A 17,331-nucleotide genomic window follows, 5' to 3' on the forward strand; every position below is an offset into this window, starting at 1 on the left:
ATAAGCACAGGTCAGGTGATTATGATGATGATCAAAGCAAACGGCGAAGCAAAATTCATGGCGTTATATGAAGCGCTGGCAAGCGAAGTCAGATGGAGGATTATGAGCCTTATTGCTGATAATGAAATGAATGTGAAGGAGATTGCGGCTAAGTTAGAGCTTAGCCCTTCCATAGTCACTATGCATATCCGAAAGCTCGAACAAGCTGGACTTACAGGAAGCCACAGGGTACGCCTAAACGGAGGAACGCACAAAATGTGTTTCCTTAAACAAAAAAGAGTTGAAATCGAACTCCCCACTGCCACTCAAACCCCGAGGATCAGAGAGCAGACCATTTCAGTCGGTCATTATACCTCATTTGATGTCCATCCTACATGTGGTCTTGGGACACAAGAGAAAGAAATTGGGGTTTGGGACGATCCCCGATATTTTCTCGATCCCGAGCGGGTCAACGCTGGCATTTTGTGGTTTGGGAGAGGTTACGTAGAGTACAAAACGCCTAACTACTTACTTGCCGGTCAAATGCCCGAGGCCATCGAGATTTCAATGGAAATTGCTTCTGAAGCGCCAGGCTTGAGAGATCATTGGCCTTCGGATATTGAGTTCTTTTTTAACGGTGTAAAGCTTGGAACTTGGACCAGTCCAGCAGACTTTGGAAGAGCGGCACGAGGCATATATACTCCGGATTGGTGGCATCGGAATGTAAATCAATACGGGTTATTGAAGACGATCCGCATTGACACTTCGGGCACATTTATTGATGAAGAAAGGATGTCGGACATTACTGTCGCAGATATTTTGCTACGGGAACAATTCTGGACGCTTCGGTTCGCAGTTGACGAGAAGGCTGTTAATGTTGGTGGTTTGACACTTTATGGGGCTGGATTCGGTAACCATGACCAAGATATTTTAATTCGTGTGTACCTAGGAACGATGACCTAATGAAGCAGGATATTTCAGTTATAGTTGTTTTCTCCATCCAGTTTATCAGCTGGAACTGGTAAACTATCCATATATTGAAGAAGTTGAGAGGAGAGATATTCTGAATTATAACGAGGTTATTAAAATCGCTGATACACACTTACTTCCATTAGTGATGGAATTGTACGGATTGGAAGGTTATGAAATCAGGCTTATCAATGCACATAAAGGAGGACGGAATATCGCATATAACTGTGATAAAGCTGATTCTGAAGCAAAAATAATCAGAATTGCCTTCTTAAGTGACAGAAGCCGAGAAGATATTTTGGGTGAAGTGGAATATATCAGGTATTTGTACGAGCATGGCGGCAGTGTTTCGAATGTAGTCAACTCCCAGAAGGGGAACCTGTTGGAAACGATCACTCTTAATAATCATACCTTTTTTGTCTGCTTGTTTGAAAAGGCCAAGGGGAGCATGCTCGTGGAAAATCATTATCGGTATCGGGAAGGCGTTCCTATTACTGAATACTATTATAACTGCGGCAAAGTCCTTGGGAAAATGCATCACTTATCGAAGGGATATACGCCTGTCCATTCTCGGTATAATTTTTTTGATAAATACAATGCCGATTATATAGATAAGCTAATACCTGACTCGTTATCTCTGCTGAAGGAGAAGCTGGTAGATCTCCTTACAACCTTAGAAGGGATGGACAGGAATCACGAGTCTTTTGGGATGGTACATTTTGATTACTGCGATGGGAATTATATGATCGATTTTGATACAGGGCAAATAACTGTTTTTGATTTCGATAATTCCTGCTTTTGTTGGTATATGTATGACCTGGCAAATCTCTGGACACTTGGAGTGGGCTGGATACAATTTGAACAAGACGTCTTTAAACGCAAAAAGTTTATGGATGATTATTTTAAAACAGTGCTTGAGGGCTACAGATCCGAGACCAGGATCGAAGATTCGATGTTAGACACATTGCCATTATTTATCCAAGTAACCCTCATGGAAAACATTGTTGATGCATTCGAGGTAATGCGGAACAATGGTGAAGAGCCGGAATGCGATGAAGAGCTGTCATATCGTATAAAATGTCTAGAAGACGATATCCCATATGTAGGATTTTTCCATGAATTTTACTCATGTGATGAACCCTTTGAGTATGAGGAACGAGATATTTAGGAAGATGGTGTTTTTGATATGCTGCGGATAATTTCATAGTAGACTCGAATAAGCAGGAGTTGGAGTAAAATGACTTACGAAAAACCGGAATTGACCATGAGTGAAATTGAAAAAGTACTGTGGAATCATCTTGGACAGGGAGCGGCTGAGATTACACCGTTGTCTGGCGGCAACATTAGCAACGTGTTTTCATTTATTTTAGAAGGAAAAGACTATGTTGTGAAATTCAGCGATTTGGAACGAGCATATGAGACCGAACAATTTGTATCCAATTTGATACTCGATCAAGGTATTCCTTTCCCAAAATGTTTGGGGTTAGGGAGGACTAATCAGTTAACCTATTTAATCATGGAGCGAATGGAAGGTCGCAATCTATCCGATTTTACAGCAGAGGAACAAACCCGTCTGATGCCAGAAATTATCGGCATTTTAACAAGAATGGCCGAAACGGATATTGGTGGAACTAACGGGTATGGTTGGATCGGACCAGATGGTAATGGCTCCTATTCATCTTGGAAAGACTTCGTCATTGCCGTAAATGCGGAAGATCAGACGGGGACATTCTGGGAGAATTGGCATGAACTCTTCCGCACGTCTTGCTTGGAGAGAGAAGTATACGAAGAAATCTATAGTCGTTTGATGACATATGTACCCTATAATGAATTTAATAGAAGCTTTATACACGGAGATTTTCAACAGTGGAATATTTTGTCCAACGGAACACGGATTTCCGGCATTATTGATGGAAATTGCATGTATGGCGATTCTCTCATAGACCTTGCGATTCTCGACAAGCATATGCCTTGGTGTGATGTCATTAACGCGTATCAAAACTATCAAGAGAAAGCTAGAATAGTGACCCCGAATTTTGAGGAGCGGCTAATCGGCGCCTATTATTTTAAGGGACTCGATGGACTTCGTTTCTATGCTAAGATGGGCTGGACAGATGCTTATCAGGACACACGGCATTTTCTTTTAAACCTGAAAGCTTAATAACAGAACGCTTTACATTTGAATGGATACAAGGTAAACACTTCAGTATAAATTGATTTCATGTAAGATGACCAAATCATATACATATACTAGCCGCATAGTTGCGGCTTTTTGTATATAAATATTAAATTTCTAATTACTACTAGGATTATTGATCCTAGAAATGATGCTTGTTATAGAGCTTCAGGCTTACAATCTGTAATATTTGCACCTGGACTTGTCATTAATCCACTATCTAGAGCTTTGTCCAACTTGATAAAATGTAAGCGCAATCATAAAATTATCGATTGGAGGAGTACGGCATGAAAAAGATTGGTGCAGGTTTTATATTCTTATTTGTGATGTGCGTAGCATTATCCACTACTGCGTTCGCTAAACAGCCTTATTCATCCTACTGGTTTCCAGAGCAATTGCTTCAGTGGAGTCCGGCATCCGACCCGGATGCGGTATTCAACCGAAGTACAATTCCGCTGCAAGACCGCTTTGTGACAGATGGAGTCAATGCTCATGCAACAAAAGCGCCAAAAGTTATGGCTTTATCAGCACTGAACTCTGGAACAAGTGGTGTGCCGTCACAGGGATCAGACAAATTTGGAGCTAATACGTTTACTTATTGGCAATATGTTGACAAGCTGGTTTATTGGGGCGGATCTGCCGGAGAAGGGATCATCGTACCGCCAAGTGCTGATACGATCGACGCAGCACATAAGAATGGCGTACCGATCGTCGGAACGGTGTTCTTCCCGCCAACTGTTTATGGAGGGAAATATGAATGGGTGAAGCAAATGCTTCAGCAGAACAGCGACGGTTCCTTTCCTGCTGCAGACAAGCTGATCCAGGTTGCGAAGTATTACGGATTTGACGGTTGGTTTATTAACCAGGAGACTGAAGGTGGAACACCGGCTGATGCACAGAAAATGAAAGCTTTCCTAAGTTATCTAGAATCGCATAAATCTGCATCTATGCAAATCGTATGGTACGACTCTATGACCAAGGAGGGCAGTATCAGTTGGCAAAATGCACTAAATGACAAGAACGCAATGTTTCTGCAAGACAATAATAAGAAAATATCAGACAATATGTTCCTGAACTTCTGGTGGAAAGATCTTAAAAGCTCAGCAGAGAAGGCCAAAAGTTTAGATAGAAGTCCGTATGACCTGTACGCAGGGATCGATGTTGAAGCCAAAGGCTACGATACGAATGTGAAATGGAATCTGCTGTTCCCGGATGGTCAACCTGCCGCCACTTCCCTTGGTATCTACCGTCCAGACTGGGCTTTTAACAGCGCAGAAAGTATGGAGGATTTCTTCGCACGCGAGAACAAATTCTGGGTGGGGCCAAACGGGAATCCAGGTAATACCGTTAGCGATCAGGCCTGGAAGGGGATCGCTAACGATGTGATAGAATCATCCCCTGTAAATAAGCTGCCTTTCATCACCAACTTCAATACTGGAAGCGGACAGAAATATTATGTCCGAGGGCAGCAGGTGCGAGATAAGGGATGGAACAACCGGAGCCTGCAAGATATTCTGCCAACATGGCGCTGGATCGCAGACAGCAAAGGTACTTCACTTACTCCGGAGCTTGATTGGTCCGATGCGTATTACGGTGGCAGTTCGCTGAAGGTATCAGGTGATCTGAGCCATAACAATGCGACACATCTAAAGCTCTATAAGACAGACCTTAAAATTGAAGCAAGTACAAAGCTTTCGATTACTTATAAAACGCTGAATAAGCCTAGCTTGAAGGTAGGTCTTGCTTTTGCAGACCAACCAGACCAATTCATCTTTCTTAACGTGAAGGATAAGACAGCCCCAGGCTGGACTACCGAAACTTTGAATTTGACCCCCTACAAAGGGAAACGAATCGTAGCATTGTCACTTTATTTTGATACCAAGGATACGATTAGTAATTATAGTATTCAAATTGGTCAGCTCTCCATCCAAAATGCCAACGACCCGGTTAAAACACTACCGGCTGTTCGCGATCTGAAGGTTACTCAATCCGATTTCCGCGATGGAATTTATGGAGATGCTAGATTAGAGTGGAAACCACTTGACCAGCAGGTGAAGCAATACGAAATCTATCGAGTACTGCCAGATGGTAGTGAGGTATTATTGGGCGCAACGCCAAATCATGTGTTTTACGTTCCTGAGATGAGAAGAATAGACAAAGAAACGCTCACAGCATTAAAGGTTGTTGCAATCAATGGAAGATACGAGCAAGGTCAGGCTTCCAGCGTGAAGATCAGCTGGCCAGCTTATCCGAAGCCGATTGCAGAGTTCAAGGCAGATCGGACCTTGGTAGCTCCAGGTGAGAGCGTAAACTTCACCGACCTGTCGACCGAAGTGACAGAAGAATGGTCATGGAGCTTCGAAAGCGGTAGCCCAGCTGTCAGCACATCGAAGAACCCGGTTGTAACGTTCAATCAGGAGGGCATTTATAACGTGTCACTAACTGCAACCAACAGTTCGGGCCAAGACACAATTATGAAAAAGGCGCTCATTACAGTGAGTAAGGAAGCTGGTGCGGTGAAGAATTTAGCACTTGGAAAACCTGCAACAGCCGATCATGCATGTGGAGATAAGGAAGGCGCGCCAAACGCAGTTGACGGTAAAGTGACGGATAATAGCAAATGGTGTGCACTTGGAAATCTGCCTCATTGGCTACAAATCGATCTAGGAGCCGAGCATCAAATCAGCACTTTTATCATCAAGCATGCTCAGAGTGGAGGAGAATGGTCCGGGTTTAATACAAGCGATTATACCATTCAGGTGAGTAACGACGGAACGAACTGGACGGATGTTGTAAACGTGCAAGGAAACTCGGCAGCTGAGTCGACAGACGCGATTGCATTGGTGAAAGCTCGCTATGTAAAATTAATAACTCTTAAGCCCACACAAGGAGCCGATACAGCAGCACGAATTTATGAGTTTGAAGTCTATGGGTTGTAGTTCGGTTCGAACCATGGTTTTTGAATAACAAAAAATAGCGGGAAACACAAAAAAGAACCTGAATAGCTTTCAGGTTCTTTTTTATTGCATATAAAAAGACACGATGATATAATCGGATCACGACTACAAAAAAATAAAGGCATAGATAATACATCTTATATTTATAATATACCATGCAGCTAAACTCTTGTCAAATTTTTTCTCATTTTAATGGTTAGGAGAGATATTGTATGCGTTCATTGGTTCTTGGTTTTCAGGAAATAGAAACAACACAGCTTTTGCTCGTGGGCGGAAAAGGGTTGAATTTAGGGCGATTATCAACCATCGAAGGAATAAAAGTACCAGTAGGATTTTGTGTTACAACAGTGGGCTATCAAAAAGCCATCGAAAAGAACGAAAAGTATCATATTTTATTGGATCAACTATCCATGTTAAACGTAGACGATCCAGAGCAAATTGGTGAAATCAGTAGGAAGCTTCGACAACTCCTTATGGAAGTAGAAATTCCTTCCGATGTTGTGACAGCAGTTACTCACTATCTCTCCCAACTTGGTGAAGAACAGGCTTATGCAGTACGCTCTAGTGCAACTGCTGAAGATTTACCACATGCCTCATTTGCCGGTCAACAGGACACCTATTTAAATATCATCGGAAGAGAAGCAATCATGCAGCACATAAGCAAATGTTGGGCATCTCTATTTACGGATCGCGCGGTAATCTACCGCATGCAAAATGGATTTAACCACAGACAGGTATATTTATCTGTTATCGTGCAAAGGATGGTTTTCCCTCAGGCTTCAGGGATTTTATTCACAGCGGATCCGATGACTTCTAATCGAAAGCTGCTATCTATTAATGCCAGTTTTGGGCTCGGAGAAGCTCTGGTCTCTGGCTTGGTATCTGCCGATTGTTATAAAGTACAGGAAGAGGAAATCGTCGATATGATGATAGCAACCAAAAAATTGGCTATCTATGGATTAAAAGAAGGTGGAACAGAGACCCTGAAAATCGATCTCGATCAGCAAAAGACTCAAACCCTTTCCGAACAACAAATTTTACAACTGGCACGTTTAGGTAGAGAGATTGAAGCTTATTTTGGTTGTCCACAAGATATCGAATGGTGTTTGGATCATGATACTTTTTATATTGTTCAGAGTCGGCCAATCACTACTTTATACCCGATCCCTGAAGTAAATGATCAAGAAAATCACGTTTACGTATCTGTCGGTCATCAACAAATGATGACGGATCCCATGAAACCACTAGGATTGTCTTTTTACCTGTTAATCACTCCTGCACCCATGCGTAAGGCCGGTGGAAGGTTGTTTGTTGATGTTACACATATGCTGGCTTCACCTGTCAGCAGAGAAAATTTCATAAATACCCTTGGGAAATCCGATCCGCTCATAAAAGACGCATTTATGACCCTAATAGAACGAGAATATATAAAATCGTTACCAGATGATAGAAAAGAACAGAGTCCCGTTAATAGCAGTAAAGATAGTTCGTCAGAAGGTTTTCAAGCATTAATCGAAAATGATCCGGCAATCGTTTCTGATTTGATTAAGAACAGTCAAACGTCGATAGAAGAATTAAGACAAAACATCCGAACGAAATCAGGAGCAGATCTATTTGATTTTATTCTTGAAGATCTTCAGGAATTAAAGAAGTTCTTATCTGACCCACAAAGTACAAAGGTTTTTATGACTGCTATGAACGCTTCGTCATGGATTAATGAAAAAATGTACGAGTGGTTAGGTGAAAAAAACGCAGCAGATACGCTTTCTCAATCTGTACCAAACAACATTACCTCGGAAATGGGTCTGGCGCTTTTGGATGTTGCAGATGTGATTCGTCCTTACCCGGAAATAGTTGATTATTTACAACATGTAAAAGATGATAATTTTTTGAATGAACTGGTTAAGTTTGATGGTGGACAATCAACTCAAGACGCAATCTATGCTTATCTCAACAAATTCGGAATGCGATGTGCCGGTGAAATCGATATTTCGAGAACTCGTTGGAGTGAAAAGCCGATTACACTTGTCCCCATGATTCTCAGTAATATCAAAAACTTTGAGCCTAATGCTGGCAATCGGAAATTTGAGCAAGGCCGACAGGAGGCTTTAGAAAAAGAACAAGAGTTATTAGATCGATTGAAGCAATTACCGGATGGAGAACTAAAAGCTGAAGAGACAAAACGAGTAATCAGTTTTATCCGGAATTATATCGGTTACCGTGAATATCCAAAATACGGAATGATTAACCGCTACTTCATTTATAAGCAGGCTTTACTGAAAGAAGCCGAACATCTCGTAAAAGCTAGCGTTATTCATGAAAAAGAAGATATATTCTATCTCACTTTTGAAGAACTTCACGAAGTCGTACGCACAAATAAACTAGATGAACAGATCATCAGCAAACGAAAAGACGATTACAATTTTTTTGAAAAACTTACTCCGCCACGTGTAATCACATCTGATGGTGAAATTATTACAGGTGAATACAAACGAGAAAATCTGCCAGACAAAGCGATTATAGGTCTCCCTGTTTCTACCGGAGTAATAGAGGGACGAGCTCGTGTCATCTTAAACATGGAAGAGGCAGATCTGGAAGATGGCGATATATTAGTCACCGCCTTTACTGACCCTGGCTGGACATCATTGTTTGTATCTATTAAAGGTCTCGTCACCGAAGTTGGCGGACTGATGACCCATGGAGCCGTTATCGCTCGTGAATATGGCTTGCCAGCAGTTGTCGGAGTGGAAAATGCCACCAAGCTGATAAAAGACGGGCAACGAATTCGTGTGAATGGAACAGAAGGTTATATTGAAATATTGTAGAGGTATATAAAAATAAAAATAATTATCGATGTTCTCTTTCGCTGATCTGAAATTCGGTTTAATGTAGGAAAAGAAAGTAAATAATATGGGGATATGGACAACCTAGTGAAACAAAGCCAACTTATATTTGCAAAAGGGGAGTTCGAAGTAATATTCCTTGACGAGAATATTCGTCACAAGGTATATTGTAAAAGCAATAAATTATCCCGACTAAGGAGAGTATAACTTATGATTAATAAAATTGGACAAATTATGTTATATGTAAATAACCAAGAGGAATCCAAAAAATTCTGGACAGAAAAGCTAGGATTCGAGGTGATTTTAGACGAAACAAATGGCCCTATGAGATTTATCGAGCTTGCTCCGAAAGGTGCAGCGACTAGCATTGTTCTTCATAATAAAGAGTTGGTTGCCCAAATGAATCCTGAAATGAATCTCGGAACACCTTCTTTAATGTTCTTTTCGGATAATTTTGATCAATTGAATCGAGAGTTGAAGGACAAAAATGTTACGGTTGGAGATATTGTAGAAATTCCCGGTGGAAGAGTATTCAATTTCGCAGACGGTGAAAATAACTACTTTGCTGTAATGGAAAAAGGACAATAAAATTGAATGAACATGCAATAAGGCTATAGTTAAATAAATTACGTCAGCAGCTAATCAAAATGATTAGCTGCTTTTTCATACCCATAATGACCGTTATAAACTTCAAAATCTTACTTGTTAAGTAAAGAATATCATGTTATTCTGCAAAAAGAGGAGATGATCAGATGTTTGAAAAGGGGTCGTTCCAACCCGTTCAAGCCACTAAGTTAGTGGACGATGTTGTTAATCAAATACAACAAAAAATTTCAACAGGAACAATCCTGCCAGGAGACAAATTACCTCCAGAACCTGAATTAATGCAATTATTTAATGTAGGGCGATCAACGATAAGAGAAGCAGTCCGTGTGTTAGTTCATGCTGGTCTATTGGAGAAAAAGCAGGGTTTTGGAACTTACTTAAAATCCAGTCCTATTATTCAAGAACCACTTACCCATCGTTTACTTCGTGCAGAATTGATTGAGGTCTTTGAAGCTCGAAAAATGATTGAATTAGAAATCGCAAGATTAGCAGCTCTACGGCATGATGACACTGACTTATTCAACATGCGAAAACATTTGGATACAAGAGATATGGCTCTAAAGCAGAATGATCGTGAACTGTATGCCAAATCGGATATAGAATTCCACATGGCTGTAGCGATGGCAAGTAAAAACGCTGTAATCATTGACTTATATAGAACGTTTACTCATATTTTGTCAGATGCAATGAGTAAATTAAACCGTAATTATAGTTCCCATGATCCTCAATCCGATTACCATGAACAAGTGTATGAATCTATTAAAAATGGGGATTCAGATCAAGCAGTACAATCGACGCTCAAAATTTTAAATGGAACACTTTCTGAGCTTTAAGTTCAATATAGTCATTCATGTAGAGGAGGAATTTGGGCATGATTATATCACTCAAAAATGTATCATGGCAACGTGATACAACAATGATCTTACGCGATATGAATTGGGAAGTGAAACAAGGGCAACACTGGTGTATCGTCGGACTAAACGGTTCAGGCAAGACGACGATGCTGAACGTAGTAAACGGCTATATATGGCCGACGACTGGGCAAGTCGAAGTGTTAGACCACCGCTTTGGCGATGTGGATCTTAGAGAGTTACGGAAACGAATCGGTTGGGTCAGCACCTCGCTGCAACAGAAGCTATATGGCCATCAGACTGCGCTGACCATCGTCCTCAGCGGAAAATTCGCAACTATCGGTTTATACGACAAGACGAATGAAGAGGATCAAAAGCAAGCCGAGGAGCTGATGGAATTTCTAGACTGCTCTTCCTTAGCCGCTCGTACATACGATACCTTGTCGCAAGGTCAGCGTCAGAAAGTCCTCATTGCACGCGCACTTATGGCCAATCCAGATCTATTGATCCTTGATGAGCCTTGCACAGGACTCGATATTTTTGCCCGAGAACAGCTGTTGCAAATGATTGAGAAGATTACGAAGCAAACCAACGGACCAACTTTGCTGTATGTAACGCATCATATCGAGGAGATAACACCATGCTTTACACATACTTTGCTGGTGAAGAACGGAGAAATCTATAAAGGGGATGAGACAGAAAACTGCTTGCAGTCGGATGTGTTGAGCGATTTCTTTGATACCCCCGTTGAAGTTCAGGAGCATCACAATCGTAAGTGGCTTACACTTGCCGGTGATAAGTAGGATAAGCTGCCTAGCAATTGCTAGGCAGCTTTTGTTATCTTGAATGTTAGAAGCTAGTGTTCACTTCGAATAGAATTACTATATTGTCGGGGACTCATTCCTATCTTTTTTTTAAATGTTTGGTGAAAAAATTTAAGGTCAGCATATCCAACTGCAGCGGCAATTTCGCTTACACTTCTATGACCTCCTGAAAGCATACGACATGCAGCATCCATTCGAATACTTTGCGTATAATCTGTAAAGCTCATTCCAGTCTGATGCTGAAAAAGGCGACTGAATTGCCGTTCGCTAAGGTTCGCTTTACTGGCGAGATCACTAAGTTTAAGCCCATTGGCATAGTTGTAATTTATAAATGCAATCGCATCATCCACTGCCATCCATTGCGGCTTATCCCCTGACGGCGCAACAATCTGCAACCGGTGTCTAAACAAGCCTGTTAATATTTGTACGAAAAGAGCATCGAGGACAGCTAGATATCCTGGCGGTTTTGCCGAGAATTCACGAAACAGTTCACGAAACATAATATGGTATGCGCCATTGACATCTTTCATAGAGAACCATAGCAATTGCATGTCTGTGAAAAATTCACAAATATCTGTAGCGTGAGGAAAGGTAGCCTGAAGTTCTGATAAATACTCTACTGGAAATAAACAGTTATAAACGATGAGCGGGCGGTCTTTCATCGGGGTCTTAGGTCGAAATACATGACTGCGTCCAATGGGGATAAAAAATAACGTACCGTGCTGGAACAGCCTCATCGTCAATGTAGTGAACGCCTGTCCTTCACTGATATAAGTAATTTCGATAAACTCATGGGAATCGCATTCAATTCGAACGTTTCGTAAGCCCTGTTCACATAAATTGGCACACCAGGCTCGAAAAAACTATCTCCAGACATGACAAAAGTGCTGCGTCTGATACTCATAATCGTGGCCCCTTTCAAATTGCTAAGGCTAGACATATCGTACGAAACTAATGAATGAATGTCTAGATCCACCTATAAAAATGTCTGAAATACCCCCAATTCTAAATTCTCTCAACTCATACAATAGAAATAGCTGCCGGATCAAAGATCTATGAATACAGTTCAAAGTGTTCCGACAGGTTACTGGATGAATATAGGAGGTTGATACAAATGTCCAATTTTGAAGTTACAAATCTTAAAGTGAACTATAGAAAGAATCCGTTGGGGATTGATGATTTACATCCGCGGCTTAGTTGGTGGATCAGCACAGAAATACGGGGATTTATCCAATCAGCCTATCAAGTTCAAGTCGCAAATGATCACAAATTCTTTTCAAAAATCATATGGGATTCTGAAAAGGTAGAGTCGGATAGCAATGTGCATATTGAATACGAAGGTTCCGCCTTACAATCCCGCACTCGGTATTACTTTAGAGTTCGAGCTTGGGACGATCATGGGATAGTTTCAGAATGGAGTGAACCTGCGTACTGGGAAACGGCATTGTTATCGGTAGATGAGTGGCAGGCAAAATGGATAGCAGCACCTCCGAATCACCAAGAGAATGGGGCTGATCCTTGCGACTATACTCGTACGGAATTTTCAATCCCTGATAATGTTGTATCAGCGCGTGTGTATGCAACGTCTCTTGGGATGTACCGCTTATATATAAACGGTAAACCAGCAGATAACACGTTATTTAACCCTGGCTGGACCAGTTATAATAAACGGCTTCAATATCAGACCTATGACGTGACTTCTTTGATTGCTGCTGGCAATAACGCTCTTGGTTGCATGGTGGGAAACGGGTGGTATAAAGGATATTTAGCTTGGGAAGGAAAGAAAGACATCTTTGGTGAGGATCGTGCTGTGCTTATCCAGCTACACGTCACATTATCTGATGGTTCTGAGCAAATCATTGTATCGGATGACAACTGGCGTACTTCTATAGGTCCACTCTTGATGTCAGAATTGTATCATGGCGAAACGTATGATGCGAGGCTCGAGGTAGAAGGTTGGTCTTCTCCCGGTTTTGAGGATGTAAAGTGGCAAAAGACTATTCTCAAGGACCGTCCAGAGACTTCATTGGTTGCTCAGGAAAACGAACCGACCAGGGTTATAGAAACCATCAAGCCTATTGCAGTCATTACTACACCTAAAGGCGAACACGTGCTGGATATGGGACAAAATATGGTTGGATGGGTAAGATTTACGGTTCATGCTGAAGCTGGAACGATAATTACTTTAGAACATGCTGAGGTGTTGGACCGCGAGGGGAATTTCTACATCGGAAATTTACGATCTGCAAAGCAGACTGTTACTTATATATGCCATGGCGGGGAGGCAGAAACGTTTGAGCCGTATTTATCCTTCCAAGGATTCCGTTATGTAAAAGTGACTGGCATACCGCTAGATCAATTATTGGAACAATTTATCGGCTGCGTCATCCATACGGACTTGGAGCAAACGGGAAACTTCAACTGTTCAGATGAACTCTTGAATCAGCTTCAGCACAACATTTTATGGGGACAAAAGGGGAATTTTCTAGATATCCCGACAGATTGCCCTCAACGAGACGAAAGATTGGGATGGACGGGGGATGCTCAAGTTTTTATTCGCACGTCTGCCTACAACATGAATGTCGTTCCGTTCTTTGAAAAGTGGCTAAAGGATTTGGCCGCGGATCAAGAAGAGGACGGAAGAGTTCCGCATGTTATTCCCGATGTTCCAGCGGCAGGATACGGCTCTGCTGCTTGGGGAGACGCCGCGGTGATTTGTCCTTGGACGCTTTATCAATGTTATGGAGATATTCGTGTGTTGAAAACGCAATATCCAAGTATGAAAGCATGGGTCGAGTATATTCGGGCGCAAGGTGAAGACGAATATCTATGGAATACAGGTTTTCATTTCGGAGATTGGTTAGGTCTGGACGCCAAAGAAAACAGCTACGTCGGAGCAACACCAAAAGAGTTGATCGCTACCGCGTTCTATGCTTATTCAACGGAATTGCTAGCTAAGACAGCGGCTGTCATTGGAAAACCCGAAGATGCCTTAAAATATGAAGCATTGCATGAGAAGATTGTTCTGGCATTCCGTCAAGAGTTCGTAACGCCAAATGGTCTGGTGGCCTCACCGACACAAACTGCGTATACACTTGTCCTTATGTTTGACTTATTAGAGGAAAAGGATCGTCATCGGACGGCCAAGATGCTAGTTGACCACATCGAAGAAAATGGAGTGCACCTAACGACCGGCTTTGTGGGAACTCCCTATCTGTGTCTAGTCCTCTCTAGATTCGGTTATACGGATGTAGCCTACCAATTGGTACTGCAGAAAGAGTATCCTTCCTGGTTATATTCTGTAATCCAAGGGGCTACAACCATTTGGGAACATTGGGATGGAATAAAACAGGACGGTTCGTTCTGGAGCGATGATATGAACTCCTATAACCATTATGCTTACGGTGCTATTGGAGATTGGCTCTATCGCACTGCCGGTGGCATCGAACTATTAGAACCAGGCTACAAAAAAATACGGATCCAGCCGCAGATCGGGGAACATTTGACGTGGGTTGATGCTTCGCTTGAATCTGTCCATGGAATGATCAAGGTAACTTGGAAAAAACAGAACGAAGATTCAGTAGAAATGCAAGTACTGATTCCATCCAATACAACAGCTGAGATTATTATTCCAACGATGAATCAGGACAGTATTTTGGAGTCTGGGACACCAATAGAACAAGTCATAGGTCTATCCAGTGTGGAACAAATGTCAGAAGGCCTTAAACTACTAGTTGGATCTGGTGATTATTACTTCAAGTTTCCGATGACTTAAACGTTAATAAGGAATGATCCGCCAAAGAGAAAATAAGTTGAGCCAATTCATCGCTTGATATAATGAAATTTTGTAATATCCATTCCTGTATAATTGCTAAGCTTCCATTAACCAAATAAGCGTAAGTAAAACGCTTCATATTTTCGGGAACGTCAAGCTGAAGGAAAGTGTCAATATTCATCAGTACTTCATTAAGCAAACGTTTTGAAAACAACTCGTTTTCATTTGATTTGAGTAGCATGATGGCAAATAAATCATCATTCTTTTTGATGTAGTCTAAGAAGGTCAATATATAAGTGATGCCATTGTCATTAGCTTCGATTTTTTCTAGATATGCATTTGTGTTATCAATAATCTCCTGCTCAACATGTTCAAGCAAATCGTATGCATTTGCATAATGCAAATAAAAGGTAGAGCGATTGATGCCTGCTGAAGCGCATAATTCTTTTACGCTGATTTGGCTTATGTTTTTTTCTTTGAGCAGGCGAATCAAGCTTTGCTTCAGCAGCAATTTGGTTAACCGTTCACGTTGATTCATTGTTGATTCACCCCCTATAAAATTTTTTTAAAACTTATGGACAGAATAACTTCGACTGTCTATATTACATCAGTTTGATAATCAACTGGTGGTTGTGAAATAGACACTGTGTCTGTATTCTGAAGGGAGACGAATGACTTGTCAATAATCTTATAATGCAGGTGAAGAATATGGTAAAGAAAAAACGAGTCATGATAACAGGTGCAGCGGGCAATATGGGTGGCGAAACATTGAAATTTCTTAGAAACGATTTAGCGAAATGCGAGCTGTTACTCTTTGATTTAGACAATTCAACCAGCCGCCAAAAGCTGAAAGAATATGAGAGACTAAGTGGCGTTAAAGTAGTCTATGGCGATTTACTAGACTGCGACCTTGTCTATGAATGTGTGAAAGATGCCGACATTGTGCTTCATATAGCAGCCTTTGTATCTCCTGCTGCAGATGAGTTTCCCGAACGAACGATGCAGATTAATTATGGTTCAGCGAAGAACATCGTCGATTCCATCAAGAAAAGTGGTCGTGCCCATGTAACGCGTTTCGTAAATATCGGTACAATTGCGGAAACGGGTGACCGTATGCCGCCGATCCATTGGGGACGTGTGGGCGACCCTCTCAAACCAAGTGTTTATGACTACTATGCCGTTTCGAAAATTGCCGCCGAGCGTATGGTAATTGAATCAGGACTAAGCTATTGGGTGAGCCTCCGCCAAACAGGTATTATGGGGCCAGCGATGAGCAAGATAGAAGACCCTATTATGTTCCATAACTGTCTAGAAAATGTGCTTGAATACGTATCAGATCGGGATTCAGGACGTTTAATGCGAAACCTCTGCATCTCGGATATAGACGGAGAACTAAATGAAGGATTTTGGCAACATATTTACAACATTGGCGGGGGTGAGAGCTGTCGAGTCAGCACGCTTGAGATGTATCAGGTGCTTTATGGTAAGTTAGGTTTAACAAATCTTGATTATGTGATAGATCCTAAATGGTATGCAACACGGAATTTTCACGGACAATATTATCTGGACTCTGATAAGCTGGAGGACTATTTTCACTTTCGCCGAGATTCAATAGATTATTTCTATCAAAGCTACCTCGATAATCTAGGCGCACTTGTGCCTGTTGCGAAAATCATCACTAAATTGCCCGGAGGTCAAAAATTGATGGGTGCGATGATTAAGCGGACGATGAAAAAGCAAGCAGTAAAAGAGCGAGGAACGATACGTTTTATCGAGGAAAATGACATTGAGAAAATAGACGCTTATTGGGGCAGCAAGAACAACTGGGAGGCGATTCCTGCAAAGGTGTCTGAAATGAAGAAATTCGCGGATTGGGATAAAGTCATCAAACTTGACCACGGGTATGATGAGAATAAGCCAACATCGCAATTAAATCTTGAAGATATCAAGGGTGCTGCGAAATTTCGTGGTGGTGAATGTCTTTCAACAGATATGGAAACTGGGAATTGGGCAGGCAAACTTGATTTCAAATGTGCGTTCGACCATACCTTTACGGCTAGCCCCAAGCTTATGCTAGAAGGTGGACATTTCTGCCCGCAGTGTGAGCTCGAAAGCTGGAATTACAAAGAACGTGCGAAGCGTGAACCGTTCTTTGCTCAGGTTTGGAACCCTATTCAAAGTAAGGCAGACGGACGCGAGTATATGAAATCGTATCAGAATTAGATGGTATTATCTCACTTCTGAGATGTTAATACTTCATACAAAGGTTGATCTTTTTGAAGATCAGCTTTTTTTGATTTCATAAAGAGGGAGAGAATAAAAGCGTATTTGTTGACAAATAGTCTAATTAG

The 17,331-nt window shown here is 41.5% G+C and carries 13 protein-coding genes; 10 read left to right on the forward strand and 3 right to left on the reverse strand.

Annotated elements, in window-relative coordinates:
• The first annotated feature begins 27 nt into the window (after positions 1–27).
• From NYE25_RS05385 to NYE25_RS05420, 8 genes are all read left to right on the forward strand, one after another.
• Positions 28–942: an ArsR/SmtB family transcription factor gene (locus NYE25_RS05385; protein WP_339804314.1), complete on the forward strand. Its 915-nt coding sequence runs from the start codon at positions 28–30 to the stop codon at positions 940–942.
• 154 nt (positions 943–1,096) lie between these two features.
• Complete coding sequence (locus tag NYE25_RS05390) at positions 1,097–2,116, forward strand: phosphotransferase enzyme family protein (RefSeq protein WP_339804317.1); 1,020 nt, start codon at positions 1,097–1,099, stop codon at positions 2,114–2,116.
• 69 nt (positions 2,117–2,185) lie between these two features.
• A complete protein-coding gene (locus tag NYE25_RS05395; RefSeq protein WP_341055012.1) occupies positions 2,186–3,109 on the forward strand; it encodes an aminoglycoside phosphotransferase family protein in 924 nt (307 codons plus the stop codon).
• A 302-nt stretch (positions 3,110–3,411) separates the two neighbouring features.
• Positions 3,412–6,063: an endo-beta-N-acetylglucosaminidase gene (locus NYE25_RS05400; protein ID WP_341145330.1), complete on the forward strand. Its 2,652-nt coding sequence runs from the start codon at positions 3,412–3,414 to the stop codon at positions 6,061–6,063.
• 230 nt (positions 6,064–6,293) lie between these two features.
• Positions 6,294–8,906, forward strand: coding sequence for a phosphoenolpyruvate synthase (gene ppsA, locus NYE25_RS05405; RefSeq protein WP_341145331.1), 2,613 nt, complete (start codon positions 6,294–6,296; stop codon positions 8,904–8,906).
• Positions 8,907–9,134: 228 nt separating this feature from the next.
• On the forward strand, positions 9,135–9,512 hold the full coding sequence (locus NYE25_RS05410; RefSeq protein ID WP_042188380.1) for a VOC family protein: 378 nt from the start codon (positions 9,135–9,137) through the stop codon (positions 9,510–9,512).
• 164 nt (positions 9,513–9,676) lie between these two features.
• A complete protein-coding gene (locus NYE25_RS05415; RefSeq protein WP_149645670.1) occupies positions 9,677–10,363 on the forward strand; it encodes a FadR/GntR family transcriptional regulator in 687 nt (228 codons plus the stop codon).
• Positions 10,364–10,401: 38 nt separating this feature from the next.
• The gene (locus NYE25_RS05420) at positions 10,402–11,184 is read left to right on the forward strand and encodes an ABC transporter ATP-binding protein (protein ID WP_076283754.1); all 783 of its coding nucleotides are present in this window, start codon (positions 10,402–10,404) and stop codon (positions 11,182–11,184) included.
• A 53-nt stretch (positions 11,185–11,237) separates the two neighbouring features.
• Here the strand turns inward: NYE25_RS05420 and NYE25_RS05425 are convergent, their stop codons facing one another.
• Together NYE25_RS05425 and NYE25_RS05430 are read right to left on the reverse strand one after the other, a co-directional pair.
• On the reverse strand, positions 11,238–11,942 hold the full coding sequence (locus NYE25_RS05425; protein WP_341147685.1) for an AraC family transcriptional regulator: 705 nt from the start codon (positions 11,940–11,942) through the stop codon (positions 11,238–11,240).
• A gap of 2 nt (positions 11,943–11,944) precedes the next feature.
• On the reverse strand, positions 11,945–12,109 hold the full coding sequence (locus tag NYE25_RS05430; RefSeq protein WP_341145332.1) for a hypothetical protein: 165 nt from the start codon (positions 12,107–12,109) through the stop codon (positions 11,945–11,947).
• A gap of 210 nt (positions 12,110–12,319) precedes the next feature.
• Between NYE25_RS05430 and NYE25_RS05435 the strand changes: the two genes are divergently transcribed.
• Positions 12,320–14,980 carry a family 78 glycoside hydrolase catalytic domain gene (locus NYE25_RS05435; RefSeq protein ID WP_341145333.1) on the forward strand — a complete coding sequence of 887 codons (2,661 nt, stop codon included), beginning with the start codon at positions 12,320–12,322 and terminating at the stop codon, positions 14,978–14,980.
• Here NYE25_RS05435 and NYE25_RS05440 read toward each other — a convergent pair.
• Positions 14,961–15,518, reverse strand: coding sequence for a TetR/AcrR family transcriptional regulator (locus NYE25_RS05440; protein ID WP_341145334.1), 558 nt, complete (start codon positions 15,516–15,518; stop codon positions 14,961–14,963). The two genes, NYE25_RS05435 and NYE25_RS05440, sit on opposite strands and share 20 nt — an antisense overlap.
• 170 nt (positions 15,519–15,688) lie before the next feature.
• Here NYE25_RS05440 and NYE25_RS05445 point away from each other — a divergent pair, with 170 nt between their 5' ends.
• The gene (locus tag NYE25_RS05445; RefSeq protein WP_341145335.1) at positions 15,689–17,203 is read left to right on the forward strand and encodes an NAD-dependent epimerase/dehydratase family protein; all 1,515 of its coding nucleotides are present in this window, start codon (positions 15,689–15,691) and stop codon (positions 17,201–17,203) included.
• Positions 17,204–17,331: the final 128 nt, after the last annotated feature.

Source organism: Paenibacillus sp. FSL E2-8871, assembly GCF_038000345.1.
Classification (GTDB): Bacteria; Bacillota; Bacilli; order Paenibacillales; family Paenibacillaceae; genus Paenibacillus_AQ.

Bases quoted from the DNA above. Each gene is read 5' to 3' on its own strand.
- NYE25_RS05395 (WP_341055012.1), top strand. From the start codon at position 2,186: ATGACTTACGAAAAACCGGAATTGACCATGAGTGAAATTGAAAAAGTA.
- NYE25_RS05445 (WP_341145335.1), top strand. From the start codon at position 15,689: ATGGTAAAGAAAAAACGAGTCATGATAACAGGTGCAGCGGGCAATATG.
- NYE25_RS05435 (WP_341145333.1), top strand. From the start codon at position 12,320: ATGTCCAATTTTGAAGTTACAAATCTTAAAGTGAACTATAGAAAGAAT.
- NYE25_RS05415 (WP_149645670.1), top strand. From the start codon at position 9,677: ATGTTTGAAAAGGGGTCGTTCCAACCCGTTCAAGCCACTAAGTTAGTG.
- NYE25_RS05440 (WP_341145334.1), bottom strand. From the start codon at position 15,518: ATGAATCAACGTGAACGGTTAACCAAATTGCTGCTGAAGCAAAGCTTG.
- NYE25_RS05400 (WP_341145330.1), top strand. From the start codon at position 3,412: ATGAAAAAGATTGGTGCAGGTTTTATATTCTTATTTGTGATGTGCGTA.
- NYE25_RS05385 (WP_339804314.1), top strand. From the start codon at position 28: ATGATCAAAGCAAACGGCGAAGCAAAATTCATGGCGTTATATGAAGCG.
- NYE25_RS05430 (WP_341145332.1), bottom strand. From the start codon at position 12,109: ATGAGTATCAGACGCAGCACTTTTGTCATGTCTGGAGATAGTTTTTTC.
- NYE25_RS05425 (WP_341147685.1), bottom strand. From the start codon at position 11,942: ATGAGGCTGTTCCAGCACGGTACGTTATTTTTTATCCCCATTGGACGC.
- NYE25_RS05410 (WP_042188380.1), top strand. From the start codon at position 9,135: ATGATTAATAAAATTGGACAAATTATGTTATATGTAAATAACCAAGAG.
- NYE25_RS05390 (WP_339804317.1), top strand. From the start codon at position 1,097: ATGGAATTGTACGGATTGGAAGGTTATGAAATCAGGCTTATCAATGCA.
- ppsA (WP_341145331.1), top strand. From the start codon at position 6,294: ATGCGTTCATTGGTTCTTGGTTTTCAGGAAATAGAAACAACACAGCTT.
- NYE25_RS05420 (WP_076283754.1), top strand. From the start codon at position 10,402: ATGATTATATCACTCAAAAATGTATCATGGCAACGTGATACAACAATG.